This is a genomic window from Bradyrhizobium sp. 26S5 (assembly GCF_036923295.1).
Lineage (GTDB): Bacteria > Pseudomonadota > Alphaproteobacteria > Rhizobiales > Xanthobacteraceae > Bradyrhizobium > Bradyrhizobium septentrionale.
This window is the reverse complement of record NZ_CP145948.1, coordinates 1,005,481-1,030,031: the sequence shown is the minus strand read 5'-3', so window position 1 is coordinate 1,030,031 and position 24,551 is coordinate 1,005,481. Positions and strand designations below refer to the sequence as shown.

The following is a 24,551-nucleotide window of genomic DNA, read 5'->3' as shown; positions in this document are numbered from 1 at the left end:
CGGTTCGCGTCGAGAACAGCCTCCTGAACGATCAGGCCCGGTTTCGCATCAGGAACTTTGCCTGCTGCGAGGCGTTTTTCCTTACAACACGCGAATCTCCGGGAGCTTTCGATGTCGAGCACGGACAGCGCATTTGGGATCAAGAACATGACGGACAAAGCGACCTACGAACGCCTGGAAAAGGATGTCACCGCCGTGAAGAACGATATCGCAGCCCTTACCGAACAGATCACCGGCGCGCTCAACTCGTTTGCCAACAACGCGGGCAAGCAGGCGCGCCGCCACTACAAGGATGCACGCGCCAACGCGGAATCGACGCTCGACGACATGTCGGAGCGCGGCAGCGCGATGATGGGCGCGGCGCAGGACGCGGCATCCTCGATCGAGGAATCGCTGGAAGACGTGATCACGCAGCGACCGCTGGCGACCGTCGGCCTGGCGCTCGGCCTCGGCTTCCTGATCGGCGTCGCCTGGCGGCGCTAACGGATATTCTCGGATGAGGCCCGCGGTGGCGGTCAAGCGAAAACCACCTTTCTAGACGCGATGGCAGCGCTGGCGCGCCGCCGCTTCGTTTGTCGATGCGCTTTTCAAGGCGAGATTGAAAACAAGGCTTGGCAATGCTTCAGCGGCTGATCAATGACGTCAAGGAATCCACCGGCAGCGCGTTGCGCCTGACGTCGCTTGCCGCCGCCGCTGCGATCGCGCTGTCCATCACCATCGCCTTCCTGTGCGCGGCCGCCTTCGTCTATGTGCTGCAGCGCTATGGTCCGGTAGAGGCGTGCCTCGCCGGCGCCGCGGTGTTCCTGGTCGTCACGCTGGTCGCTGTCGCCGTTTACATCGTGCGTAAGCGCGAGGCACGCCAGCGTGCGGAGAAGGCGGCCAAGGCCGCGAAATCGGCTGCAGCGACCATGTTCGCCGACCCCGCATTGATCGCCACCGGCCTGCAGATCGTCCGGGCGATCGGCGTGAAGCGGCTGATCCCGATCCTGGCGGTCGGTGGCCTCGCACTCGGCCTGATGGCCAGCCGCAGCGCCGCCGCGAGCAGCGAGCCGGCGGAGGAGTGACGCTCTCGCGCGAGAATGCGCGACCGTCAGCTATCCAAACTGTCACCACCCAACCGGTGTCATCGCCCGGCTTGACCGGGCGATCCAGTATTCCAGAGACAATTGTGATTGAGCCGATAGGCCGCGGCGTACTGGATCGCCCGCATTCGCGGGCGATGACAGCTGTGCCTGTTGAGATCGCGGAGCCTCTAGTTGAGATCGCGGAGCGCCCTTCTCAGGTCACGCAGCGGCCGGGCTGCAGCAGCTTGGCCACTTCGGTCAGCACGCTGACCACGGGCTCGCAGGCCACCTTGCGGGTGTCGCCGGGCCGGGCCCGGGCGGGTGCTGTGGGGCGATTGCGAGCCTCTTCCCGCGCCACGGGAACGCGGACCAGCACCGACGTCTCCGGAAGCCGGTCGACCTTCAGCGCGACGGTCCGGCTCGGCAGGCCGCTCGATGGAACCGCGGCGCGGTCGGTCTTGGCGGCGCGGTTGACCGCGCTCTCCGGTGCCAGTGCGGTGGTGACCTTCTGAGTTCCAATGAGATCGTGGCCGGACGCGAGCTGCACCGCGCCAAGCGTCAATCCGCCCGCCAACGCAGCGAAAATTCCCCTTTGAATCTTTGACATGGTGATGTCCCTCGCCCCATGGAAATTTCCCTTGGCGATCACGGACACAACGCGAGCGGAACCTGTGGAGTTCTCGCGTCCGGCCATCACTTAACCGTGTACGAAAATATTTTCACGCGCAGGGAACGAGTCCGGGGGGATGCGAGTCATTGCAAGAGCCGGTTATTCCCCCTGCCCCATTGACCGGCGACGTAGGGCGCGACCGTGGTGATGCCGGTCGCGCCCTGCTCTTTTTGGCGGTGAGCTGCGGGTGGCCGTCCGCCAGCATCTCACTCACCGGTTGCATTTGAAGTGAGGCACCGAGGGCTGATCCCCCACTGGTGAGAGGACCGCCTGACTACGCGTTGTCGTTTGCTGGCATGTCCTGGGAACGAACGACTGTCACTTCACGGCAGGACAGGCAACGACCGACGTGAAACTTGATTCCGGTCGTCTGGTCGTCGACGAGCATCAATTCGCTCAGGGGCTCGCCACATTTGCAGGTCACCGTCTTGCTGTCGGCAAAATACATCGGACGTCCCTCCGTGGGCTGGAGATTTCATCTCGTCATTGGGGCGAACTCGACTGCCCCTTCCGATCGCTTCCACTCCTTTTCGGCCGGTAACGTCCGGGCAATCCGGACAATGGGGGTGACGTTCCCAGATTTATTTTGAAGCCTGTTTCGAAGCAGCTTGCGTCTTCGTCTGGAACTGCGCGGCTTCGCGCGCCTGCCGCTCGGCCTTGAGCCGCTTGAAATTCTCGTAGAAGGCCTTCTCGCTGGCGCGATGCTCCTTTATCGCCTCCGACGCCTCTTGCTGACGCAACTCGTTGCGGGCCTTCCGCTGCTGGGGAGTCAAATTCATATGGCCTCCAACTAAGCTCTTGAATCAACGCTGGATTCAACGCACGAGGCCGGAAAAGGTTGCACACGTGGGAACTGGCTCTACTTGCGCAGGCTGGCCCAGACGCCGCCGAGGATCAAAAGGCCGCCGATCAAATGGATCAGCTTCGGCGGCTCGCCGAGGATGATCCAGGACAACAGCGCGCTGGCGATCGGCGCGACGTAGAGCACGAGCGACGTCCGCACCGAGCCGAACCTTGCGCCGAGCCAGGCAAAGCCGGCATAGGCGATCAGGCCGGGCACGAGGCCGGCGAAGACATAGGCCTCGAACGCCCTGGCGTTGAAAACCTCCGCCGGCGTGGCCCACATCTCCCGGATCGCCGGCGGCAGCGAGCACAGCGCGCCGGCCGCCGAGAACAGGCTGACCCGCGCCAGCAGCGAGGCGCGCGGTGCGACGCGCGACTGCATCAGCGTGTAGCCGGACCAGCCCAGCATCGCGAGCACCACCAGCAGGTCACCCCAGGCCGCGCTCGATTGCGTCAGCGTTGCCAGATGGCCGCCCGAGACGATCAACAGCGCACCGGCCAGCGCGAGCGCGGTGCCGAGCCATTGCAGCGGACCGATGTGCTCGATGCCGAGCGCGGCCGAAATCAGGAACACCATGATCGGCGACAGCGCGAAGATCAGCGCGATATGGATTGCGGTCGTCGTGATGCCCGCGATGTAGACCGGGCCGCCGCACAGGAACATGCCGAGGAAGCCCGCGGCGAGGATCGGCCAAAGGTTCTGCGCCAGCGGGATCTTGCCGTCCCTGACAGCCGCGATCGCAAACGGCGCCAGCCCGATCGCGATGATGCTCCAGCGGAAGAAGGCCAGCGAGAACGGCGGCACCGAGCCGGCAAGGCCGCGCGCCAGCACCTGGTTGGAGGCCTGCCCGACCGCAACCAGGATGAAGCCGGTCAGCGCGACCGCGTCCTCCCAGCCCGTGGCCGGACGGACGGCCGGAGCTTTCGGCAACTCCGCATCCATGACACCGCCCCCTCAGCCGGCACAATCGACGAAGACAAATCCCGTCAGCGCAGCCGCCCGCCGCGGCGCGCGCACAGCCTCACTGCTCGGCGGCTTCCCGCTCCATGTCGCGGCCGGACATGTCCTCGCCCTGCATGTTGGCGTAGTCGCGCGCCATCTCGCGCATCAGGAATTTGGCGGGGACGTCGTGATAGGTGCCGTGGTCGTTGACATACTGCATGTAGGCACGCCCGGCGCCGTCGAAGGGATGCAGCAGCGCATCGGAATGGCCGTCGAAATCGAGCGGCTTGACGCCGAGCTTGGCGCACAGCGTGTCGTTGAAGGTCGGGGTCGCCTTGCGCCAGGCGCCGTCGACGAACACTTCGGTGAAGCCGTGCCAGGTGAACAGGTCCGAGCCCATGCTCTGGCGCAGCTTCTCGGTGGTCAGATGGTTGCGGACGTCGGCGAAGCCGACCCGGGCCGGGATGCCGTGGACCCGGCAGGCCGCCGCATAGAGCGCCGCCTTGCCGACGCAATAGCCGTTGCCGGCGGCGAGCACGCTGGAGGCGCGGAAGCTCTCCGGCGAGCGCATGCTGACATAGGGATTGTAGCGGATGCCGTCGCGCACCGCGGTGTAGAGCCGGCTCGCTCGTTCGCGCGCGCTGGCGTCGGCCGGCACGGCGGCGCGGGCGAACGCCGCGACGGCGGGATGATCGCTGTCGACATATTCGCCTGCAACAGTGTAGAGGCGGCTGATCGTATCGGGAAGATGCTCGGTCATGGCGCGAGCTTAGCAAGCCATTTGCGCAGTTCAATGCGGCTCGTGCGGCCCTTCTTGCAGCCCTGCCCCGCTCAGGTCCTGAAGCGTCTGTCCCTGCGGCGGCGGGTAGTTGCGCCGCTTGGCCTTGAAATATTCGCGCGCGAAATGGATGCCGATCCCGATCAGGAACGGCGGGGCAAGCGCGGCAGCGATCATCAAGGCGGTGATCGACTTCGGCGTCAGGATGTCCAGCACCATCGACGCCAGCAGCCAAAGCGTGGCAGCAATCACCGCGACGTCGACATGCTTCATCCCCCGCTCTTTCCCTTGTCCGCTGACCATCATCCGGGTTCCATACTACCGGCTGGTCCCGGGCGCGCCAAGGATTCCGGGCGGCAGACGATACCTCCAGCCCTTCACTTTTCTGGAACGGCACGGATCGGCAGGACGGCTGGTTAGGCCGCGAGCGCCCTGACCAGCAGCAGGCCGCCGAACAGCGCGAGGATCGAGAGCGCGACGGAGGCCGCGATGTAGGCCCCGGCCGACCATAACTCGCCGCGCTGCATCAGCACGATGGCATCGAGCGAGAAGGTCGAGAAGGTGGTGAAGCCGCCGCAGATGCCGACGGTGAGAAACACCCGCGTCGCCTGGCTGATATTCCAGCTCAACGCGAAGGATTCCGCGAAGACGCCGATCAGGAACGAGCCCACGATGTTGATCGCCAGCGTACCCCAGGGAAATTCCGTGCCGACCAGGCGTCCCGCGCCGATCGCCACCAGATAGCGCGCGACCGACCCCAGCGAACCGCCGATCGCGACCGCCGCCAACAATTGAACGTTCAATGCCTCACCTTTCCGCCCCGCCACTCGACGATGCCTGCCACAAGCCCAACAACGAAGGTCGCGGCGACCGGCTCGCCCGGCGCGCCGACCCACAGGGCGACGACGCCGACGAGCCAGATCGACCCGACCAGCGACAATGCGATTGAGAGTGACCCAGGAAGACCCGTCATGCTCTGCCCCTTCTCGTTCGCGGGGCGCGCGTAGCGGATCGGCGGTGGCGCATGCTCCTACCGACGCTCTCGCGCCCGGTAGGAGCCATCAGCCTTGCGGCGGTTATCGGGGGACTCCATCCCCATCAACGCGGGAATGGTAGGCGAGCGGCGCGGCGGGAGCAAGTAGCCCTCCCACCGCTTCGCTGTTGGTTCACTCGCCCATCGACAGCATCGCGTTCAGCTCGACGGCGGTCCGCAGCTGCTCGATGCGCGCAGCAACCTGCTCGCGTTCGGCGCCGCGCGGCAGCTGTGCGAGCCGGCTTTCCAGCCGCGCACGGTGCTCCTCGAGGCGCTGCTCAAATGTGTGGGGTTCAGATCGCTTCCGCTTCTGAATCGTCTTCATCACTCATCCTTGGCGGTTGCAGACCGGGACTGTTGGCCCAGCGGTCCAGTTGATCGATGACCTGTGCGTGGCTCGGACGCCGCGGTTCCGGGGCTTCCGGCTCCTCGGAAAGTTTGCGGGGCAACTTGACGTGGTTGGTCATGGCATCACTCCCGCGAGACAACGGAGAGGCATCCGGATCGTTCCTCAATCTTTTGTCTAAGTCATTGATATTACTTGATAAAAATGCTAAATTGATGTTTTTTTAGGAGCTTGAGGAACCCGCCGCAACTTGGTTCGTTTAGCAAATTACTCAACTAACTAATTCTGGGCGATTTGCGATGAATGAGCTTCGCGCTGAACGTCTTCAAGTCATGTTGTCACCCGAGGAATTGGCTGCCCTCGACGATTTCCGCTTCAAGCACCGCATGCCGACTCGTGCTGCGGCGGTTCGCGAGCTGCTCAAGCTCGGCCTGGCCGGCAACGGCATCGATGGGGGAGCCGGGGTGAAATCGAGCGAGTATGGGGTGTTTAATCGGGGGCCGGACGGGCACGTCCAAGGGGACGCGCCGCAAGAGGAATAGCGGCGCGTTGGCGCGCAGGACTGTCGCGGCTCAAGCCGCGACGAAGAGGTCCACGATCCCCTTCAGGATCGAGACCACGAGCGCCGACGAGAACATCGCCGTGCCGAGATCCGCGAGATAAAGCAGCTGCGCCTTCTGCTCCGCATCAAGCCGCGCGATTGCCTTTCGCATGGCCAAGCTCCCTTTTGGGGAGAACGCGCCTCGCGAACGTCGGTTCCGTCCGCCGTGCGCTCAGGCCCGCTGCAGCGCCAGCGTTACGCCGCCAAGCGTCAGCGCCATCGCGCCGATCTCGCGCAGGCCAAGCGGCTCGCCGAGGATGATCGCGGCCGAGACCACGCCGATGACAGGTACCAGCAGCATGCCGGTTGACGCCGATGTCGGCGGCAGGCGGCGCAGCGTTTCGAACCAGGTGAGGTAGCAGATGCCCATCGGCATCAGCGTCATGTAGGCGAAGCAGCCGAGGCCGAACGGCGTGATCGCGGCATAGTTCGGGTGCTCGAAGAGAATGCCGAGCAACAGCATCACGAGACAGCCGATGCCGACCTGCCAGGCGACCACCGCGAGCGGCGGCATCGGCAGCGGCTTGCGGTTCAGCACATTGCCGAGCGCGAAGAGGATGGCGCAGGCGAGCGCCAGCGCAATTCCGGTGAGCTTGCCGGCGCTGAACGCAAAGCCACTGCCGCCGAGCAGGAGCGCGACGCCGGCGACGCCGAGCAGCAGCGCGGCGAGATCCCGCAAGGTCGGGCGGCTGTGCAGCACCGGCCAGGCGAACAGCATCGCCCAGATCGGCATCGTGTAGGCCAACAGCGCGCCCTCGCCGACGGTGACGAATTTCATCGCAATGGTGCCAAAGCCCATCCAGGCAAAGACATTGGTGAAGGAGGCGAACAACAGCCGCGGGATCGCCTCGCGCGGCACGGCCAGCGACTGGCCGCGGGCCAGCGCCAGCGTGCCCAGAATCACCGCCGCGCAGGTGCCGGCGAGCCCGCGGGCGAACAGCGGCGGCCATTGCTGCAGCAACAGCTTCATCAGCGGCCAGTTCAGGGCCCAGCCGAACGCCGTGATGACCAGGCAGAGAAAACCGACTGTTCTATCGCGTTGAGTCGTATCCATCGGCCGCGCTTAGCAGGCGGACGAGCGTGATTCCACAGCGCATCGCGCATGCCACATCGCATCGCGTATGCGGGCGGGCGTTGAACGCGCGAATTATCCGGCGTGTCCCTTCCGATCCCACTTGGTCAGGCGAAGGTGCCGATCGTGATCCGCGGCCAGCCCTCGCTTTTCCGTGCGGCGGCAAGCTTGCTCGCCCAGGCGTCGATCAGGCTCGCGATCAGCAGGCGGCCGGTGCCGCGCATGTCGGGCAGTTTCATGGTGGGCGTACCGAGCGTGAGTGCGACCACGCCATGCACGGCCGCAAGCAGCGCAGTCGCCAGCCGCTGCGGCAGGCCCGACGGCGGTTCGGCGCCATGTGCCGCCAGGAATTCCCGCACCGAGGTGACGAACAGCTCGTAGCTGCGGCGCGCGATCTCGGTCTCGCCGAAATAGACGCCGTCGGGAAAACGGCGGTCCTCGACCGTGCCCGACATCGAGAACAGCGAACGGAAGTGATCGGGATTGTCGGCCCAATAGTCGAGATAGGCTTCCATCACGCGCCGCAGCCGCAAATCGCTGTCGGCGGTTTGCGCGCGGACCCGTTCGAGCTGTTCGGCCACCGCCTCGAGGTTCTGTTGCTTCACAGCGAGCAGCAGCAGCAGCTTGGTCGGATAATATTTGAGGACGGTGCCCTTGGAGTAGCCGATCGCGTCGGCGATCTTCTGGATCGAGACGGTCTCGAGCGTGCCGGCGGCCAACTCCTTGCGCGCGGTCTCGAGGATCAGCGCCTTCAACGCCTCCTTGTCGGCCTCCTGCCGTGCCCGGCGCTGAAAGCGCCGCCCGCCTTTGGATCGCTCCTCGATCGACATTGCCGTCTCCTAGAGCCTTTTCCGTGCCGATGGAATCGAAACGAGGCTCCCCTTGCCATACCCGAGTTAATTAACTATGGTCAATTAACTGATCATAAGACGGGAGGATGCAATGAGCGCCCTTGCGAGCCCCCTCGCCGGCGAAATTGTCCGCAGCGATTTCGATCCGTTCAGCCCTGCAACGCGGGCCGATCCCTACGGCACTTACGCGGAGCTGCGTGCCGCGGCGCCGGTCATTCGCCTGACCAAATACGACATCTGGGCGGTGCCGCGCTTTGCCGAGGTCAAGACGGTCTTCGGAGACCATGCCAACTTCAGCAACGCCGGCGGCGCCGGGCTTGCCAACCACTTCAAGGAAAAGCCGTGGCGGCCGCCGAGCATCGTGCTCGAAGCCGATCCGCCGCTGCACACCCGGACCCGCGCGGTGCTCGCGCGCATCCTCTCGCCCGGCGCGATGCGACGGCTCGCGGACGACTTCAAGGCAAAGGCGGCACGGCTGGTCGACGAACTGGTCGCGCGCGGATCGTTCGACGCGATCACGGACATCGCCGAGGTGTTTCCGGTCAGCGTGTTTCCCGACGCGCTCGGCATCGACCAGGAGGGACGCGAGAATTTCCTGGCCTATGGCGCGATGGTGTTCGCCGGCTTCGGACCCGAGAACGACTATTTTCGCAACCTGATGAAAGAGGCGCCGCGCGTGCTGCCCTGGGTCGCGGCGCGCTGTCAGCGCGAGGCGCTGCGGCCGGGCAGCTTTGGCGCGCAGGTCTACGAGGCGGCCGACACCGGCGAGATCAGCGCGGAGGAAGCGCCGTTGCTGGTGCGTTCGCTGCTCTCGGCCGGGCTCGACACCACGATCAGCGCGATCGGCATGGCGCTGTACACGCTCGCGCGCCATCCTGACCAATGGGTGCTGCTCGCGGCCGATCCGTCGCTGTCGCGCGCGGCGTTCGACGAGACGCTGCGCTTCGATTCACCGGCGCCGTTCGTGTTCCGCACCACGCCGCATGACACCGAGATCGCGGGCGTTGGGATCGGCAAGCACAAGAAGGTGCTGCTGCTGCTCGCCTCCGCCAACCGCGACGAGGCGCGCTGGGAGCATGCCGACCAGTTCGACATCAGACGGCGGCTGTCCGGGCACATGGGGTTCGGCATCGGCATCCACGGCTGCGTCGGGCAGATGGTGGCGCGGCTGGAGGCGGAGGCCGTGATCGCAGCGCTCGCGGCCCGCGTGAAGCAGTTCGACATTGCGGGCCCCTCAGCCTTCCGCGACAGCTCGGGCCTGCGGGCGCTCAGCACGATGCCGGTCCGCGTCACACCGAAATAGCAGGCCACCCTAGAAAAATCCGGCGCACCTTGCGATGCGCCGGATCAGTCGACCAGCTTACCTTCAGAACTTCATGCTGACGCCGCGCGCGGCGTCCGATTGCGCGAGTTGCGCTGGAAGAACAGCGCTTGGCTCGCCACCGCCGACACCATTGCCGGCTGGAACGGCTTCGAGATCAGGAATGCCGGCTCCGGCCGCTCGCCAGTCAGGAAGCGTTCGGGATAGGCGGTGATGAACACCACCGGCACCTCGAAGGTCCGCAGCAGCTCGTTCACCGCATCGAGGCCCGACGAGCCGTCAGCGAGCTGGATGTCGGCGAGGATCAGGCCGGGCTTCTTGTTCTTGGCGAGCGCCACCGCATCGGAGTGCGTGCGCGCAACGCCGATCACGTTGTGACCGAGATTCTTCACCAGGCTCTCGAGGTCCATGGCGATGAAGGTCTCGTCCTCGATGATCAGAACGTCGGTGGCGATCTCGGCGGCCATCTCGCGGCCGGCGGCATCGGTCAGCTTGCGCGTCTCGGCGATGTCGGTGCCGAGAATGTAGCCGACCTCCTCCTCCGAAAAGCCCTCAAGCGACAGCAGCAGGAAGGCCTGGCGGGGCAGCGGCGTAATGTTGGAAAGCCGGCGCTCCGGCGGCAGCGACAGCGTCGCCACGTCGGCATTGTCATTGTTATTCACCGACACCGAATTCCAGATCTGGGTGAACAGCCGAAACAGCCCGGCGCGCGGGCCGTGCGTCTGGTCCAGCAACGATCCGTCCTGCAACAGGGCCTCGAGCATGGCCCCGACATAGGCGTCCCCCGACGCCTGGTTTCCGGTCAGTGCGCGGGCATAGCGGCGCAGCAGCGGAAGGTGTTCGGCAACGATCTGCGATCGGGACATTCCCACTCCATCCTTGTTCGTGAGGCCTGCCGGCCTGAAACCCGTTGTCCGGGGGCGGCGCATCCATTTCGAGGCACCCCCCGGTTCCCCTGCATCCCGATTACGCGTGAACGACGAAAAAGTTCCACGAAATAGTTCCAGCCTTCCGGAACTTTCTGCGCAACTTTGCATTAGCTCGTGACCGACGAGGCAACGCGGCCAGCCTCTAATTTCGAGGAAACATCTTGGAAATCAGAGACTTAACTCCCGGGGAAGCGTGGATCACATCATGAAGGAAGTAAAGAAGCAGGGCGGTCTCAACGCCGAGATTCAATCGAGAATCGGCCACCAGCTTCGCGCCATGTACGACGACGTGGTGCGACAGGGGGTGCCCGACCGCTTTGCGGAGCTGATCCGCAAACTCGACGGACCCGAGGCTGCCGCGGCGGCCGTCGCCGGGGGTGGTGATACCGACAAGAACAATGGAGGGGACTAATGCCTCTCACGAATGAACTTCGCGACGACATTCTTGCGTCGGTCCCGAGCCTGCGCGCGTTCGCGATCTCGCTGTCCGGTAATGGTGACCGCGCCGACGATCTGGTGCAGGAGACCCTGCTGCGCGCGATCGCCAATATCGACTCGTTCCAGCCTGGCTCGAACCTGCCCGCGTGGCTGTTCACCATCCTTCGCAACCTGTTTCGCTCCGACTACCGGAAGCGGCGGCGCGAGGTGGAGGACGCCGAGGGCAACTATGCCAAGACGCTGAAGAGCCAGCCGTCGCAGACCGCTCATCTGGAGTTCGAGGAATTCCGCACCGCACTCGAAAAGCTGCCGCAGGACCAGCGCGAGGCACTGATCCTGGTCGGCGCCTCCGGCTTCTCCTACGAGGATGCCGCGGCGATCTGCGGCTGCGCGGTCGGCACCATCAAGAGCCGCGTCAACCGCGCGCGATCGAAGCTGAGTGCGCTGCTCTATGTCGATAGCGCCGAGGATTTCGGCCCCGACAACACCGTGCGCGCCGTGATCGGCGGCAATGGCGGCTGAGCGCGACCGATGTTGAATGCGAAAAGGCGGCCCCGATCGGGCCGCCTTTTTGATTGGGAAACAACGAGATCGCGTTCGCGCGACCGGCAGACGCCTCGTCTTCGCAGCGTTAGCTGGCCATCGCCTTCTCGACAGCGGCCGGCTTGAAGCCGTTTCTCAATTCGAGGATCTTGGCCGCGATTTCGGTCACCGGGACCGGATGGCTGAACAGGAAGCCCTGGGCCTCGTTGCAACCTTCCGCCCGCATGTGATTCAGCTGCTCGACGGTCTCGATGCCCTCGGCGATCGTGGTCATGCCGAGGCTTTTGCCGAGACTGATGACGGCGCGGACGATCGACTTCGATCCATGCGTCGCCGTCGCGTCGCGCACGAAGGATTTGTCGATCTTGAGCTTGTCGAAGGGAAAACTTCGCAGATAGCTCAGCGATGAATAGCCGGTGCCGAAATCGTCCAGCGCAATGCGCAGCCCCTGCGCCTTCAGCTTGTGCAGCGTGGCAAGGGTCTCGTTGCTGTTGGCGAGGAAGACGGATTCGGTGATTTCGAGCTCCAGCCGGCGCGGCGACAATTTTGACGCGGCGAGCGCGTTGACGACAACGTCGATAAAGTCGGGGTCGCGAAACTGGACCGCCGAGACGTTGACCGCGAGCTTCATCTCGCTGGGCCAGGTGACGGCCTGCTCGCAGGCACGATTGAGCACCCATTCTCCCAGCGGGCAGATCAGCCCGATCTCTTCCGCGATCGGGATGAACTGGTCGGGCGGCACCAGTCCGCGCTTCGGGTGATGCCAGCGCAGCAGCGCCTCGAAGCCGCAGATGCGGTCGAGATTGAGATCGTAAAGCGGCTGGTAGAACAGCGAGAACTCGTCCTTGACCATCGCCTCGCGAAGGTCGAGCTCGAGCGCCCGGCGCCGCTGCAGGCTGGCGTCCATCGCGGGTTCGAAAAATCGCCAGGTGCCCCGGCCTTCCATCTTGGCACGGTACAGCGCGACGTCGGCGTTCTTCTGAAGCTTCTCGCCGGTGGTGCCGTCGCCCGGCGACATCGAGATGCCAACGCTACATCCGACGATGACGCGATGCCCGTTCAGTTCGTACGGGGCGCCGACGCATTCGACGATGCGGCGAGCGAGGCGCTCGGCCTCGTCTCCGCCCTGGACGCCGCATTGAATGACCGCGAACTCGTCGCCGCCCAAACGCGCGACGGTGTCGACCTCACGGACGCAGGCGTTGAGCCGGTCCGCGACCGCACAGAGCAGTTCGTCGCCGACCGGATGCCCGAGCGTGTCGTTGACCTGCTTGAAATTGTCGAGGTCGAGGCAGAACACCGCGAAGCCAAGTCCACGGCCGACCTGAGCAACCGCCAGCTCGATCCGTTCGGCGAGCAAAGTGCGGTTCGGCAGCTTGGTCAGGGCATCGTGCCGGGCCATGAACGCGATCTGCGACTCGGCGCGCTGTTGTTCGGTGACGTCCTCACAGGTGACGAGCCAGCCGCCGTCGGAGGTCGGCCGTTGCGCGATGGCGATGATCCGTCCATCGCTGAGATGCTGCAGATAGTTGCCGCCCTCCTGCTGGCCCATCGATCGCTCGCGCTCGGCCAGCAGGTCGGCGACGGTGCGATCGCCATGATTGCCCGCGGCGATGCTGAGGTCGAGCACGTCCTCCATGGTCATGCCGGGAACGACGAGCTCCGGCGAAATATCGAAGATCTCGCAGAACCGGCGATTAGCGACCTGCAGCCGCGCCTCGCTGTTGTAGAGGCACAAGCCTTGCGACATATGCGTGAGCGCCGCATCGAGCCGCAGATTGGTTTCGTGCAGCTCTGCCTTCTGCTGCTTCAGCGCGGAGATGTCGCTGTAGACGAGGACGACGCCGCCCTCCTGCGTCTCGCTCCGGCTGACGCGCAGCCAGCGTCCGTCGGACAGCTGCGCTTCGCTCGCGAAACCGTCGATGTCACCTTCGGTCGGAGCGAGCTCGGGAGCCTCCAGTCGATCCGATTGCAGCAGCTGCGGCGAGAGACGAATGAATTCACTGGCGCGCGAGTTGGCCAGGGCAATCTGGCCGTCCGCATCGAGCAGCACGACGCCTTCACGCGACGTTTCGAGCGCATCCGAAAGCCGCGCCTGCGCGGAGCGGCGTTGCGACACCTCCTGATCGACCATCCGCCTGATATTGTCGCGCATCGTTTCCATGGCGGTCAGCAGGATGCCCAGTTCGTCGGTGCCGCCCTTGGGGACGGTCGCATCAAGGTCGCCGCCGGCGATGCTGCGCGCGGCGCGGGATGCAATGGCGACCGGTCCGATGATGCGGCGCGCCAGCAACCATGAAAACAGTGCCGACAGGAACAGCGCGACGGTCAGCCCGGCCACGTTGAGCTGCAGGTCACGCTTGATGGTCGAGAGCGCCTTCTGCCGGAACAGGAAGCCGTCGCCAGCCGTATAGTTGACCAGCAGCTCGACCTGCTGGCCGACGATCTTGGAGTAACGATCGACGTCGCCGACCGTCGTACTCGATGCGGGCGGATCCGACGCCGGGCTTCCCTCCAGGGGCGATCCGATCGCACGGCGATGCAGCGCCATCCAGGCGTCGGCGGCTTCCTGAACCTTGGCGGCGGCTTGCGCAGCCCGCGAGGACTGCGACCGGTCGGCAGCGATCGTCAGGTCTTCCGAGAGCGTCCTGGCGAGCTTTTCGATCTGGCTGTCGAGGCTGGCACGGATCTCGGGATCCGTGGTCAGCAGGCGCTGCGACGAAGCCACCCGCATTGTGGCGAAATCTGCGCCCGCCGCGCGGGCGTAGTTGATCGACATCAGGGATTCGTCGAACGTCTTGGCCACCAGATCGCCGGCGTGACGGATGCCGAGGATGGAGTATCCGCCGAGCGCGACGGCAATGGCGCTCATCGCAAGGCAGAAGATCAGAATCTGGGCGCGGATCGAGCCAGTCGTCAGCGCAAAGCGCGACAGGCGGCCGGTTGCGTACCGAAGCGCCGCACTGCTCTTCACCGTGAGATTGCCCAAGAGGCTATCCATGCCCGCGTTTCGCCGTAGTGCTCGGTACTCAAGCTACGCAGAAACGCGCAGCGCATGCGGAAAATGACTGTCTGCTCAAAATTGCCTTAGTAGTGACTGGAACTCATGCTGAAATCGTTAAGATCAGCTTGCGATAATCACCCTCACAGGTAATCCCTGAGGCGACTTTTGCAGCCTTGTGTAGCGGTATCCGGTGGTCGAGGTTCAGGCGGGGGTCTCATGCAGTCAGGCTTGTTGCGCGGCTTGCGCCTCGGCAAGTTCAGCCGTGTGCCATTTTCCGCGATTGTCACGGGAGTGCTCACCGGAGCCGCTTTGGGTGCAGCCCCGTACGTCATTTCGCAGAAGGATCGTGAATTCAAACCCGCGGAAATCTCGATCAAGCGGGGCGAGGCTTTACGGTTCGTTAACGATGACGGCGAGCTGTTGCATCACGCTTATTTGAGCACCGAGACGTTCAGCTTCGACTCCGGCGACCAGCAGCCGGGCAGCAAATTCGACGTCACCTTTTCGGTACCCGGCGACTACACCGTGTTGTGCGGCATTCATCCGAAGATGAAGCTCGCCGTCCACGTCGCCAAATAGCCAGGCTCAACTAGAGCGTTTTCGAGCGAAGTGGACGCCGGTTCGCGTGAAGAAAACGCGCCAAAACAAGAATCTAGAGCTTCGGTTCTGATTCAATCAGAACCGAAAATGCTCTGGCGACGATCTTACAGGACCGAGGTCTTGAAGATCGCGGCATGGCCGAAATAGTAGACGAATAGCGTCAGAGACAGCGCGGCACAGAGCGCGACCGGGGCGAGCCACGCCGGGCGACGATCGCGTTGCAGGACCTTGTTGTCGGCCACGATCGCAAACAGGACGGCGATGATCGCCGAATGTCCGATCGTGTCGATCTTGCCAAATTCGAAGCACGCGCTGATGAACATCCCGGCGAGCACGGCGGCGGCGCAGCGCCGGATCAACGGCGTCCAGATCAAGGCAAAGGCGAGCGTGAATTCCACCATGCCCGCGGCGCGCATGTAGAACTCATTGTCAAAGCCGAGGGTCATCGAGGCATGCTCGATCAGGAGCGGGAAGCTCCACTCCGGATAGGCCCATTTTTCGATCGAGGCCCACATCAACGTCACCGCCGCGGCGTACCGCATCACGTCGATCGGCCGGATTCCGAACAGATCCTTGTTCAGCCCGACCAGCGCGAAATAGGCGGCAACGCCGAGAAAGATCGGGTAATCGGCGAGATGGAAGACGCCGTAGCCTTGGACGCCGATTCCGAACAGGATCGCCATCCCGGCGGCCGACAGCGGCATCGTGCGTCGCGACAGCATGCCGGCGGCGATGCCGAGTTGCAGCGCGCCGACCAGCGGTGACGACGTCTTCAACTCGGGGGTTAGCAGGATGCCGCCGACGGTCCAGATCGAAATGAAGAAGAACGCGCAGACCGCGCGCATCATCAACTCGGTGTGCAGCCGCAATCCCGCGGTGACGCGGTCGAGCACCCGGATCGTCGCGTCCCCCAGCGACGTCGGCTCGATCACGCAGCCCGCAAACAGCCAGAAGACGGCGATGCCGAGCAGCAGTTCAAAGTCGAGGCAAAGGACATTCTCGAGTCCGCGCGGCTGGCCGGCGACGTCGTAGGCACAGAACCATTTGACATGCGCCTCGGCACTGCGCGCGGCTACGACACAAAACAAAACCGCTGCAAGGCACGTGGCAGAAAAGGAGCGCACAGCCGAGCCGGCATCTCGCGCCCATCCACTAAACATTGAACCAACCGCCCACACACACACGCTTAAGGACTTGTTTAACTTATATCAAATTTTAAGCTTTGCGCCTGCCCCAGACAGCCGCTGGTTGCATTGTGGTTAATTGCGACGGACCAGCCCAGCCCGTCCCTTTGTGCAGTCTTTACAGCCGGTTCCCTCAAATTTTAGCTAATTCCGGCACGGGAGCTCAATTCAACTGTCGTAGTGAAATCCGGACAAATCGGTTCGGGAGGCCGGTACAATGTTCGGAGCGTTGAGTGTCGTGAGTATCGGGGTGGGCTCGGCCCTCGCCTACGTGACCAAATCGCATCCTTCGCGCGTGGAGACGCTGGAGACCTGCGCGGGTGCCTTCCTGATCGTCGGACTTGGCCTGCTCGGGGCTGCGCTGCCGCACCTGGCCTGAGCGAGTCCTGTTCTCGACAGCCTTGTTCTCGACAGCCTGGGCCGCGGTCATCGCGGCAGCTTGGGCACCCCGGGCACCGGTGGATTGGTGGCGGTCAGCGTTTCAAGAAAGGCGATGAGATCCTTCTTCTCGGCTGCCGTCAGCGACAGCGGCTTGATGTCGGGCGATCGGCTCGGCCGTTCGATCCCGCCCTTGTTGTACAGCTCGATGACATCTTCCAGCGTCGCGACCGATCCGTCGTGCATGTAGGGCGCGCGGCGCGCGACGTCGCGCAAGGTCGGGGTCTTGAATGCATATTTCAGCTTCGCCGACGTCGGAAAGAAACGGCCGCGCCCGATGTCATGCCCCTTGGCGGTGCCGATATCCTGAAACGATCCGTCGGAGAAGGACGGGCCACTGTGGCAGGCCGAGCAACGCGCCTTGCCGTTGAACAGCTCAAAGCCGTGCTGGGCCGATGCGCCGATCGCGCTATTGTCGCCCTTGATCCAGCGGTCGAACGGCGCCTCGCCTGCAATGATCGAGCGCTCGAAGGTCGCCAGCGACTGCTCGATCCTCGGCCGCGTGATCGCGCCGTCGCCGAACGCGCGGCCGAACGCATCGACATAACCGGGGATCGCCGCAAGGCGCGCGATCAATTCCGGCTCCGTCATATTCAGGTTCATGGGAGACAGGATCGGGCCGAACGCCACGGATTCGAGATCCTTGAACTTGCCGTCCCATCCGAGGGGCTCGAAGAAGGCCACGTCGATCAGCGTCGGCGAGCGGATCGGCAGGCCTTTCGGGTCCTCACCGATCGCGCGCGGCAGGCCGTCGGCCCAGGACAGGCTTGGCCTGTGGCAGCTCGCGCAGGAGTGCGTCTTCGACCGCGACAGCAGCGGATCGAAGAACAGCATCTGCCCAAGCGCGGATTTCGCCTCCGAATAGGGATTGCTGCTCGGGAAGGGAACAACCTCCGGCCGACGATAGCTGGCACGAATTGTCGCAGGGTCGCCAGGCGCCGTCGCCGGGGTCAGCGCAAGCGACAGCCCTACCGGCAAAACTGCCACGAGCAAGGTCAGGCTGACCCAAAGCCTCATCGGGGTCCTCAGACGGTATCCTGCCCGGTATATGCCGAAGCATGTTCAACGAAGTTTTAACAATCGGTTGCGGGTTAGTACGGATGGCCGGCGCCGGTCACGAATGATGCCGGCGCTTCGCGCGCGCTTGACTTCGATCAATCCGGGCAGCGACAGAGTAGCACAACCTAAGGGAGCTGCAGCTGCTACTTCTTCACGGGGCGCACCGGCGCGGAGATCTGCTCGGTGCGGTCGCGCTCGGTCATGTCGACCACGGTGTCCATCGGCGCGGTCAGCTCGTAGACATAGGAGACGTCGGTGAAGTAGCGCTTCGCGGTGCCGCCGAGCGCCTCCGGCGCGACACGGTCGAGCAGGATCAGGCCGAAATCGCTGTCGGCCCGCCGCGTCGCCTGGCTGGTGTTGAACTCCTCCCAGCGGAAATTGAAGACCGCGTCCTCGCCGTCGCCGACCACCTCCCAATTGGCGACGATGTGCGGATGCTTGCCGACCAGCGACAGCCCTTCGTCGGAGTGCGAGGCGAGCTCGAAGAACAACAGCGACAGCGATTGCGCGGCGCGCGCGCTCACCGTGATGTCGGGTCCGTTCACCGCGATCCGGTCGGCATGCGGGATCGAGCGCGATTCGAACAGGCCCTTCAGCTTGACGCCCTGCCACTGGCTCTCGCTGAGCAGCGTGACGACGTTCGACATCGCATGGATGCGCCCGATCAACAGCTCGCGCGCGACGTCGATATCGGCGCCGTGCCGCAGCGTGCGGGTCACGATCGACTGGATCACCGCAAGGATGTTCTTGACCCGATGGTTGAGCTCGTCGATGACCGCGGTCAGCCGGCGCTCGAAACCGATCCGGACCTCGATCTCGCGGCTGAGGCGCAGGTTGTTGTAGGCGACATAGCCGAACAGGCCGCAGACGATGCCGGTGAGCGCCAGGCCGATCGCCGCGACGATGGTCGCGGTCTGCTGCGCACGCACCGTGGCATTGCTCTTGGCGTAATAGTCGAGCGACCAGTCGCGGCCGCCGAATGTGACCGTGCGGACCATCGACGGCATCGGGCCGTCCTGGCGCACCGCGCGCGAGGTGACGATGCCCTGCTCGTTGGCGGTAAACTCGTCGTTGGAATCGCGCGGATCCTTCAGCGCCACCGCGAACAGCGAGGAATCGTCGTTGGTCAGCATCAGCGACGACAGCTCGTAGGAAAAGGTGATGAAGCCGGCCGGCTCGGATGCGCCCTCCTGGAACACCGGCGCGGCGAGCACGACGCCGACCGGGCCGTTCTGCCGCAGCAGCGGCACCGGGTCCGAGGCCACCGGCTTGGCGTCTGTCATCGCCCGCGCCAGCATCGGACCGACCACCGAATGACGGTCGAAGGCGCGGCCCGGGATGCTCAGGGTTTCGGGATTGCGCGGCTCGACGTCCATCAGCACGTTGATCGGCTTGTCGAGCGCCTTGAGGTCGAGCGCCTGGTCGTCGAAGTCCCGGATGGTCGGATTGGTGAAGCCATTGGCCTTGAGCTCGGCCTCCGCCGCGGCCAGTTCGTCCGGCTTGAGCCGCGCGATCCAGGCGGCGAACACGAAATCGGTCTTGAAGGCGTAGATCGCCGAGCGCAGCGGCTGCAGCATATTGGCCTTCACCATCGACGGCGTCCGGAACAACCCCGAGGCCACCCGCGCCAGCAGCTCGCGCTCGGTCAGGCGGTCCTGCACCAAGCTGGCATGGACGTCGATCGCCCGCGCCAGCGCGATACCGTCGATCGCGAGCTCCTGATCGTGCACCCGATAGGCGGCAAGACCGGAGAGCAGAACTCCGATCAGTGCAATCAAGGCAACGATGAAGCCCAGTCGAACCACACGCTTACTCGGCAATCAGGGGGTGGCGAAAGGGGACGGAAAGCATCTGGCTTCTGCGGGAGCGGCGATAACTCAGGGTGCGAAGACGGCCGGCCGCAAAGGAATATGGAATAGCGATCATCGGTACGCAACAGGAGCCGGTCGGCAACATTAACGACGACGCCACCCGGCGGTCTTTGGCGGCGCCAAAGGTTGCTAATCGTCAAAGTTGGAAATTGTTCCGGCGATTGCGCAGCTTTTTCGCGGCGGCTTGACGAGGGTTACCGTCATCCTGAGGTGCGAGCGGAGCGAGCCTCGAAGGATGCACGGCCCGGCTGGTGGCCGTCGATCCTTCGAGACGCGCTACGCGCTCCTCAGGATGACGGGGCGAGCAGCCGGCGCGAGCGGTCTGCCACAATGATTAACGTCAGCCTGCCTTGTCAGCCCGCCTTCGTACGTGCCTTGGCCGCCTTGCCCGTGGCCTGCGACCGAAGGCCGCCCTTGGTCTCGATGAAACTGATGATGCGGTCGAGGCCGTCGCTCTTCTTCAGATTGGTCATCACGAAGGGCCGCTCGCCGCGCATCCGCCGGGCGTCGGTGTCCATCTTCTCCAGCGACGCACCGACATGGGGCGCGAGGTCGATCTTGTTGATCACGAGGAGGTCGGATCGCGTGATGCCGGGGCCGCCCTTGGAGGGAATCTTGTCGCCGGCGGCAACGTCGATGACGTAGATCGTGAGATCGGCCAATTCCGGCGAGAAGGTCGCCGCCAGATTGTCGCCGCCGGATTCGATCAGCACCAGGTCGAGATCGGGGAATTTGGCCCGCATGTCGGCGACCGCGGCGAGGTTCATCGAGGCGTCCTCGCGGATCGCGGTGTGCGGGCAGCCGCCGGTCTCGACGCCGGCGATGCGGTCCGGTGTCAGCGAGCCGGAGCGCACCAGGAACTCGGCGTCCCATTTGGTGTAGATGTCATTGGTGATCGCGGCGATGTCGTAGCGCTCGCGCATCGACTTGCAGAGCAGGTCCATCAGCGCGGTCTTGCCGGAGCCGACCGGACCACCGACGCCGACCCGCAACGGGCCATGAGAAGTGGGCATGTGAGAAGCTCTCTCTCTGTTATCGTCGTCCCGGCGCAGGCCGGGACCCATTACCACCGAATTGAATTGTTGCGAGAAGCTGGAGCCCCAGCGTTGCACAAGCACAGAAGCCTGTGGTTATGGGTCCCGGCCTGCGCCGAGACGACGGTTGAGGACGCGGCGCTGGCATTGTCGCTCGATTGCGCATCATGACCGAAACAGCCTCGTATATTGCGTCTCGTGACGCAGGCTGGCGAGATCGGCCCGAAAGGTCGCGCTGCCGAGATCGTCGAGCGAGGCGGCGCCGGCTCGCGTCGCGGTCGCGGCAACGACCGGCTCGAGATCGGCCAGCACGCGCTGGCTGTCGGTCTGGCCCAGCGGGATCAGCCGACTGCCTGCGGAAATCCAGTTGGAGACGACGGCGTGCAGGAAGGCGCGCAGCAACGGCGCAAGCGGAATGCCATGCGCGGCGCTGACGATGCCGACCGCGACGGGATAGACGATCGCGCCATCGCAGGCCGCAATCATCGCGTCGAGGCCGGGTGAATTCCAGGCCGCGCGGGCGATCTCGATGAAGGCGCGTCCTTGCGTCGTGGTCTCGAGCTGCCGTTCGCGCGACGGCACGAAGGCCGCGGCGAGCTCGGCGATCTCCTTCAACCCGCTGTGGTCGTGCTCCGACGCCGCGCGATGGCTTTGCGCCAGGAACAGGGCGTCGCAAAATCCGCTGCCGTCAGCGAGCATCGCCGCGAGCCAGCCGCGCAGCGAGGCGGCGTCGGTGATGTCGCCGGCCTCGACCGCCCATTCGATGCCGCTGGAATAGGCGAACGCCCCGACCGGAAAGGACGGCGACAGCCACGTCATCAGCCGGTACAGCGCGGCTGCCTCATCCTCCGTGATTCCGCCGCGCACCGCGGCGGGATCAGGCTCATTTGCGGTCATGAGCATGGGAGTGGTCGTGGTGATGATGAGCATGATCGCAATGCTCGTCATGATGGTGGTGGTCGTGGTCATGCGCGCGATCATGGTGATGTCCATCATCGTGATGGTGACCATCACCGTGATGATGACCATGATCGTGCGCATGGCTATCAGCGTGATCGTGCCCGGTATGACCATGCGCGTGCTCATCGGCGTGCGCATGCTCGGCATAGGCGCCGCCCTCGGGATCGAACGGCGCCTCGATCTCGATGACACGGGCGCCGAGCCCCTTCACCATCGCCTCGATCACGTGATCGCGGCGGATGCGCAGGCCTTTCGGCATGATCTGCGTCGGCAGATGGCGGTTGCCGAGATGCCAGGCGACCCGGATCAGATGATGCGGATCGCTGCCGCGGATTTCCGCGAGCGGCTCTGGAGCCGCGACCACCTCGACAAGGCGGCCGTCCTCCAGCACCAGCGCATCGCCGCCGCGCAGCGCGACGGCGTTCTCGAGATCGAGCAGGAATTCGAGCCCGCGCGTGCCGGTCATCGCCATCCGCCGCCGGTGCCGGTCGTCGAAATCGAGCACGACGGTATCGGCCGCCGCTTCAGTCCAGCGATGCTGTCCCAGAACCTTGGTTGCGCGGATCATCGATGCCTCAGAGCTTCTCGACCTTGGCGTCACTGATGATCTCGATCACCGTCGGGCCGGTCTTCATCTGCGCGGAATATTCGCGCCATACCTTCATGTGCGGCGCCCTGGCATGCGCGTTGAGATCCTCGCGGCTCTCCCAGCGCTCGACCACCACATAGAGGTTGGGATCGTTGACGCTGACATTGCCGTCATAGGAGATGCAACCCTTCTCCTTTCGGGTCTCGACCGTGCAGGCCTTGTGGCCCTTGATGAAGTCGTCCTTATTCTCCGGCTTCATCGGCGTGGTGGCGATCACATAGATCATGCTGTTTGTCCCGTTTTTGTTGTTATTTTAGCGGACGTCGACCTTCTCGGGCGTGATCACCTCGATCTTGGGCGGCGCGGCCATGCACTTCACGGCGACCCGGCCGAACGTCTTCATGTGCTCGGCGGTGCGATGCGGCACCAGCGCCTCGGCGTTCTCCCACTGCTCGACGAACACCATCTTGCTGTGGTCGGTGACGCTCTCGTGCAAATCATAGGCGATGTTGCCGGGCTCCTTGCGGGTTTCCTTGATGCAGGCGGTCGCCGCGGCGATGAATTCGGCGCGGGACTCGGGCTTGATGGTCAGCGTGGCTACGACGTAAATCACGGAAATTCCTCCCGATTTTTCTCTTTTGGCTTTGGATACCGGGAGCGGTTTTAGAACATAAAGTAACGCTGTGCCATGGGCAGCACCTCGGCCGGCGCGCAGGTCAGGAGCTCGCCGTCTGCGCGTACCTCATAGGTCTCGGGGTCGACCTCAATGTTCGGCGTCGCATCGTTGTGGATCATGCTCTTCTTGGAGATCTTGCCGCGGGTGTTCTGCACCGCGTAGAGCTTCTTGCTGATCCCGAGCTTGCGTGCGAGGCCGCCGGTAACCGCGGCCTTCGAGGTGAACACCACCGAGGACGCGGTCAGCGCCTTGCCGAAGGCGGCGAACATCGGCTGGTAGTGCACCGGCTGGGGCGTCGGGATCGAGGCGTTGGGATCGCCCATCGGCGCCGCCACGATCGAGCCGCCCTTGATGATGCAGTCCGGCTTGACGCCGAAGAACGCCGGCGACCACAGCACGAGGTCCGCCAGCTTGCCTTTCTCCACCGAACCGATCAGCTTCGACACGCCATGCGCGATCGCGGGGTTGATGGTGTATTTGGCGATGTAGCGCTTGACGCGGAAATTGTCGTTGTCGTTGCCCTTGTCCTGCGGCAGCGCGCCGCGCTGCTTCTTCATCTTGTCGGCGGTCTGCCAGGTGCGGATGATGACCTCGCCCAGCCGGCCCATCGCCTGGGAGTCCGACGACATCATCGAGAGCGCGCCGAGATCGTGCAGGATGTCCTCGGCGGCGATGGTCTCCTTGCGGATCCGGCTTTCGGCGAAGGCGAGATCCTCGGCGATCGACGGATCGAGGTGATGGCACACCATCAGCATGTCGAGATGCTCGTCGATGGTGTTGCGGGTGAACGGCCTTGTCGGATTGGTCGAGGACGGCAGCACGTTCTTGAGGCCTGCGATCTTGATAATGTCGGGCGCGTGGCCACCGCCGGCGCCCTCGGTGTGGAAGGCATGGATGGTGCGGCCCTTGAATGCCTTGACCGTGTCCTCCACGAAGCCGGATTCGTTCAGCGTGTCCGAGTGCAGCATCACCTGGACGTCGTAATCGTCGGCGACCGACAGGCAGGTGTCGATGGCCGATGGCGTGGTGCCCCAGTCCTCGTGCAGCTTCAGCGCGCAGGCGCCGCCCTTGATCATCTCGACCAGCGCCGCCGGGCGCGAGGCGTTGCCCTTGCCCGAGATGCCGAGATTGACCGGAAAGGCGTCGAACGACTGGATCATCCGCCCCATGTGCCACGGGCCGGGCGTGCAGGTGGTGGCGAAGGTGCCGTGCGAGGGGCCAGTGCCGCCGCCCAGCATCGAGGTGACGCCAGCCATCAGCGCGTGCTCGATCTGCTGCGGGCAGATGAAGTGGATGTGGCTGTCGAATCCACCGGCGGTGAGGATCTTGCCCTCACCCGCGATCACATCGGTGCCGGGCCCGATGATGATGGTCACATTGGGCTGGATGTCCGGATTGCCGGCCTTGCCGATCGCGGCGATCATGCCCTCCTTGATCGCGACGTCGGCCTTCACGATGCCCCAGTGATCGACGATCAGCGCGTTGGTGATGACGGTATCGGCCGCACCCTGCGCATTGGTCACCTGCGACTGCCCCATGCCGTCGCGGATCACCTTGCCGCCGCCGAACTTCACCTCCTCGCCATAGGTGGTGAGATCCTTCTCGACCTCGATGATCAAATCGGTGTCGGCGAGCCGCACCTTGTCGCCGGTGGTCGGCCCGAACATGTCGGCATAGACGGAACGTTTGATCTTCACGGACATA

General features: G+C 64.4%; 32 protein-coding genes and 1 riboswitch. Of the genes, 8 read left to right on the top strand and 24 right to left on the bottom strand.

Annotation, left to right across the window (positions count from 1 at the left end; translation table 11 throughout):
• Nucleotides 1-111: 111 nt before the first annotated feature.
• A complete protein-coding gene (locus V5279_RS04780) occupies nucleotides 112-483 on the top strand; it encodes a DUF883 family protein (RefSeq protein ID WP_166302124.1) in 372 nt (123 codons plus the stop codon).
• A 134-nt stretch (nucleotides 484-617) separates the two neighbouring features.
• The gene (locus V5279_RS04775) at nucleotides 618-1,064 is read left to right on the top strand and encodes a hypothetical protein (protein WP_338701852.1); all 447 of its coding nucleotides are present in this window, start codon (nucleotides 618-620) and stop codon (nucleotides 1,062-1,064) included.
• Nucleotides 1,065-1,278: 214 nt separating this feature from the next.
• Here the strand turns inward: V5279_RS04775 and V5279_RS04770 are convergent, their stop codons facing one another.
• The 10 genes from V5279_RS04770 to V5279_RS04725 form a co-directional block, all read right to left on the bottom strand.
• The gene (locus V5279_RS04770; RefSeq protein ID WP_166302122.1) at nucleotides 1,279-1,671 is read right to left on the bottom strand and encodes a hypothetical protein; all 393 of its coding nucleotides are present in this window, start codon (nucleotides 1,669-1,671) and stop codon (nucleotides 1,279-1,281) included.
• A 337-nt stretch (nucleotides 1,672-2,008) separates the two neighbouring features.
• On the bottom strand, nucleotides 2,009-2,182 hold the full coding sequence (locus tag V5279_RS04765; RefSeq protein WP_165126501.1) for a hypothetical protein: 174 nt from the start codon (nucleotides 2,180-2,182) through the stop codon (nucleotides 2,009-2,011).
• A 133-nt stretch (nucleotides 2,183-2,315) separates the two neighbouring features.
• A complete protein-coding gene (locus V5279_RS04760; protein ID WP_166302120.1) occupies nucleotides 2,316-2,513 on the bottom strand; it encodes a hypothetical protein in 198 nt (65 codons plus the stop codon).
• An 80-nt stretch (nucleotides 2,514-2,593) separates the two neighbouring features.
• Nucleotides 2,594-3,520 carry a DMT family transporter gene (locus V5279_RS04755; protein WP_338695505.1) on the bottom strand — a complete coding sequence of 309 codons (927 nt, stop codon included), beginning with the start codon at nucleotides 3,518-3,520 and terminating at the stop codon, nucleotides 2,594-2,596.
• Nucleotides 3,521-3,599: 79 nt separating this feature from the next.
• Nucleotides 3,600-4,280, bottom strand: a complete 681-nt coding sequence (locus V5279_RS04750) for a transglutaminase-like domain-containing protein (protein ID WP_338695503.1) — start codon at nucleotides 4,278-4,280, stop codon at nucleotides 3,600-3,602.
• 30 nt (nucleotides 4,281-4,310) lie between these two features.
• Nucleotides 4,311-4,571, bottom strand: coding sequence for a hypothetical protein (locus V5279_RS04745; protein ID WP_224741888.1), 261 nt, complete (start codon nucleotides 4,569-4,571; stop codon nucleotides 4,311-4,313).
• 143 nt (nucleotides 4,572-4,714) lie between these two features.
• A complete protein-coding gene (crcB, locus tag V5279_RS04740) occupies nucleotides 4,715-5,101 on the bottom strand; it encodes a fluoride efflux transporter CrcB (protein WP_338695500.1) in 387 nt (128 codons plus the stop codon).
• Complete coding sequence (locus tag V5279_RS04735; protein ID WP_338695498.1) at nucleotides 5,098-5,271, bottom strand: hypothetical protein; 174 nt, start codon at nucleotides 5,269-5,271, stop codon at nucleotides 5,098-5,100. The genes crcB and V5279_RS04735 overlap by 4 nt, the downstream gene beginning before the upstream one ends.
• 72 nt (nucleotides 5,272-5,343) lie before the next feature.
• Nucleotides 5,344-5,404: riboswitch (Fluoride riboswitch) on the bottom strand.
• Between the two features lie 60 nt (nucleotides 5,405-5,464).
• Nucleotides 5,465-5,656, bottom strand: a complete 192-nt coding sequence (locus tag V5279_RS04730) for a hypothetical protein (protein ID WP_166293483.1) — start codon at nucleotides 5,654-5,656, stop codon at nucleotides 5,465-5,467.
• The gene (locus V5279_RS04725; protein WP_166302109.1) at nucleotides 5,625-5,798 is read right to left on the bottom strand and encodes a hypothetical protein; all 174 of its coding nucleotides are present in this window, start codon (nucleotides 5,796-5,798) and stop codon (nucleotides 5,625-5,627) included. Before V5279_RS04725 ends, V5279_RS04730 begins: the two co-directional genes overlap by 32 nt.
• 178 nt (nucleotides 5,799-5,976) lie before the next feature.
• Here V5279_RS04725 and V5279_RS04720 point away from each other — a divergent pair, with 178 nt between their 5' ends.
• Nucleotides 5,977-6,219 carry a hypothetical protein gene (locus V5279_RS04720; protein ID WP_166302106.1) on the top strand — a complete coding sequence of 81 codons (243 nt, stop codon included), beginning with the start codon at nucleotides 5,977-5,979 and terminating at the stop codon, nucleotides 6,217-6,219.
• A gap of 30 nt (nucleotides 6,220-6,249) precedes the next feature.
• On the opposite strand, the gene V5279_RS04715 is transcribed toward V5279_RS04720, so the two are convergent.
• The 3 genes from V5279_RS04715 to V5279_RS04705 all read right to left on the bottom strand — a co-directional run bounded on the left by V5279_RS04715 (nucleotide 6,250) and on the right by V5279_RS04705 (nucleotide 8,180).
• The gene (locus tag V5279_RS04715; RefSeq protein WP_156928304.1) at nucleotides 6,250-6,390 is read right to left on the bottom strand and encodes a hypothetical protein; all 141 of its coding nucleotides are present in this window, start codon (nucleotides 6,388-6,390) and stop codon (nucleotides 6,250-6,252) included.
• 60 nt (nucleotides 6,391-6,450) lie between these two features.
• On the bottom strand, nucleotides 6,451-7,332 hold the full coding sequence (locus V5279_RS04710) for a DMT family transporter (RefSeq protein ID WP_338695490.1): 882 nt from the start codon (nucleotides 7,330-7,332) through the stop codon (nucleotides 6,451-6,453).
• 125 nt (nucleotides 7,333-7,457) lie between these two features.
• Nucleotides 7,458-8,180: a TetR/AcrR family transcriptional regulator gene (locus V5279_RS04705; RefSeq protein WP_338695488.1), complete on the bottom strand. Its 723-nt coding sequence runs from the start codon at nucleotides 8,178-8,180 to the stop codon at nucleotides 7,458-7,460.
• 112 nt (nucleotides 8,181-8,292) lie between these two features.
• Between V5279_RS04705 and V5279_RS04700 the strand changes: the two genes are divergently transcribed.
• A complete protein-coding gene (locus V5279_RS04700) occupies nucleotides 8,293-9,504 on the top strand; it encodes a cytochrome P450 (RefSeq protein WP_338695486.1) in 1,212 nt (403 codons plus the stop codon).
• A 71-nt stretch (nucleotides 9,505-9,575) separates the two neighbouring features.
• On the opposite strand, the gene V5279_RS04695 is transcribed toward V5279_RS04700, so the two are convergent.
• Complete coding sequence (locus V5279_RS04695; RefSeq protein ID WP_016847263.1) at nucleotides 9,576-10,388, bottom strand: response regulator; 813 nt, start codon at nucleotides 10,386-10,388, stop codon at nucleotides 9,576-9,578.
• Nucleotides 10,389-10,656: 268 nt separating this feature from the next.
• On the opposite strand from V5279_RS04695, the gene V5279_RS04690 reads away from it, so the two are divergent.
• Together V5279_RS04690 and V5279_RS04685 are read left to right on the top strand one after the other, a co-directional pair.
• Complete coding sequence (locus V5279_RS04690; protein ID WP_029077728.1) at nucleotides 10,657-10,863, top strand: NepR family anti-sigma factor; 207 nt, start codon at nucleotides 10,657-10,659, stop codon at nucleotides 10,861-10,863.
• Nucleotides 10,863-11,411: a sigma-70 family RNA polymerase sigma factor gene (locus V5279_RS04685; RefSeq protein ID WP_029077729.1), complete on the top strand. Its 549-nt coding sequence runs from the start codon at nucleotides 10,863-10,865 to the stop codon at nucleotides 11,409-11,411. Before V5279_RS04690 ends, V5279_RS04685 begins: the two co-directional genes overlap by 1 nt.
• A gap of 109 nt (nucleotides 11,412-11,520) precedes the next feature.
• Here the strand turns inward: V5279_RS04685 and V5279_RS04680 are convergent, their stop codons facing one another.
• Nucleotides 11,521-14,433: an EAL domain-containing protein gene (locus V5279_RS04680; protein WP_166302094.1), complete on the bottom strand. Its 2,913-nt coding sequence runs from the start codon at nucleotides 14,431-14,433 to the stop codon at nucleotides 11,521-11,523.
• A gap of 219 nt (nucleotides 14,434-14,652) precedes the next feature.
• On the opposite strand from V5279_RS04680, the gene V5279_RS04675 reads away from it, so the two are divergent.
• A complete protein-coding gene (locus tag V5279_RS04675; RefSeq protein WP_338695476.1) occupies nucleotides 14,653-15,015 on the top strand; it encodes a methylamine utilization protein in 363 nt (120 codons plus the stop codon).
• A gap of 125 nt (nucleotides 15,016-15,140) precedes the next feature.
• On the opposite strand, the gene V5279_RS04670 is transcribed toward V5279_RS04675, so the two are convergent.
• Nucleotides 15,141-16,124, bottom strand: coding sequence for a hypothetical protein (locus V5279_RS04670; RefSeq protein WP_338695474.1), 984 nt, complete (start codon nucleotides 16,122-16,124; stop codon nucleotides 15,141-15,143).
• A 334-nt stretch (nucleotides 16,125-16,458) separates the two neighbouring features.
• On the opposite strand from V5279_RS04670, the gene V5279_RS04665 reads away from it, so the two are divergent.
• Nucleotides 16,459-16,599 (top strand): hypothetical protein, encoded by a 141-nt coding sequence (locus V5279_RS04665; RefSeq protein ID WP_338695472.1) that lies wholly within the window; start codon nucleotides 16,459-16,461, stop codon nucleotides 16,597-16,599.
• Nucleotides 16,600-16,646: 47 nt separating this feature from the next.
• Here the strand turns inward: V5279_RS04665 and V5279_RS04660 are convergent, their stop codons facing one another.
• From V5279_RS04660 to ureC, 8 genes are all read right to left on the bottom strand, one after another.
• Complete coding sequence (locus tag V5279_RS04660) at nucleotides 16,647-17,675, bottom strand: cytochrome-c peroxidase (protein WP_338695470.1); 1,029 nt, start codon at nucleotides 17,673-17,675, stop codon at nucleotides 16,647-16,649.
• A gap of 185 nt (nucleotides 17,676-17,860) precedes the next feature.
• On the bottom strand, nucleotides 17,861-19,522 hold the full coding sequence (locus V5279_RS04655; RefSeq protein ID WP_029077734.1) for a CHASE domain-containing protein: 1,662 nt from the start codon (nucleotides 19,520-19,522) through the stop codon (nucleotides 17,861-17,863).
• 419 nt (nucleotides 19,523-19,941) lie between these two features.
• Nucleotides 19,942-20,601 (bottom strand): urease accessory protein UreG, encoded by a 660-nt coding sequence (ureG, locus tag V5279_RS04650; protein ID WP_166211009.1) that lies wholly within the window; start codon nucleotides 20,599-20,601, stop codon nucleotides 19,942-19,944.
• A 186-nt stretch (nucleotides 20,602-20,787) separates the two neighbouring features.
• Entirely contained in the window at nucleotides 20,788-21,525 is a 738-nt protein-coding gene (locus V5279_RS04645) for an urease accessory protein UreF (protein ID WP_338701850.1), read from the bottom strand.
• Nucleotides 21,506-22,150 carry an urease accessory protein UreE gene (locus V5279_RS04640; protein WP_338695466.1) on the bottom strand — a complete coding sequence of 215 codons (645 nt, stop codon included), beginning with the start codon at nucleotides 22,148-22,150 and terminating at the stop codon, nucleotides 21,506-21,508. Before V5279_RS04640 ends, V5279_RS04645 begins: the two co-directional genes overlap by 20 nt.
• Before the next feature lie 7 nt (nucleotides 22,151-22,157).
• Nucleotides 22,158-22,457, bottom strand: coding sequence for a putative quinol monooxygenase (locus V5279_RS04635; RefSeq protein ID WP_338695464.1), 300 nt, complete (start codon nucleotides 22,455-22,457; stop codon nucleotides 22,158-22,160).
• A gap of 27 nt (nucleotides 22,458-22,484) precedes the next feature.
• Nucleotides 22,485-22,784, bottom strand: coding sequence for a putative quinol monooxygenase (locus V5279_RS04630; RefSeq protein WP_166302073.1), 300 nt, complete (start codon nucleotides 22,782-22,784; stop codon nucleotides 22,485-22,487).
• A gap of 50 nt (nucleotides 22,785-22,834) precedes the next feature.
• The gene (ureC, locus tag V5279_RS04625; protein WP_338695461.1) at nucleotides 22,835-24,550 is read right to left on the bottom strand and encodes an urease subunit alpha; all 1,716 of its coding nucleotides are present in this window, start codon (nucleotides 24,548-24,550) and stop codon (nucleotides 22,835-22,837) included.
• Nucleotide 24,551 lies beyond the last annotated feature (1 nt).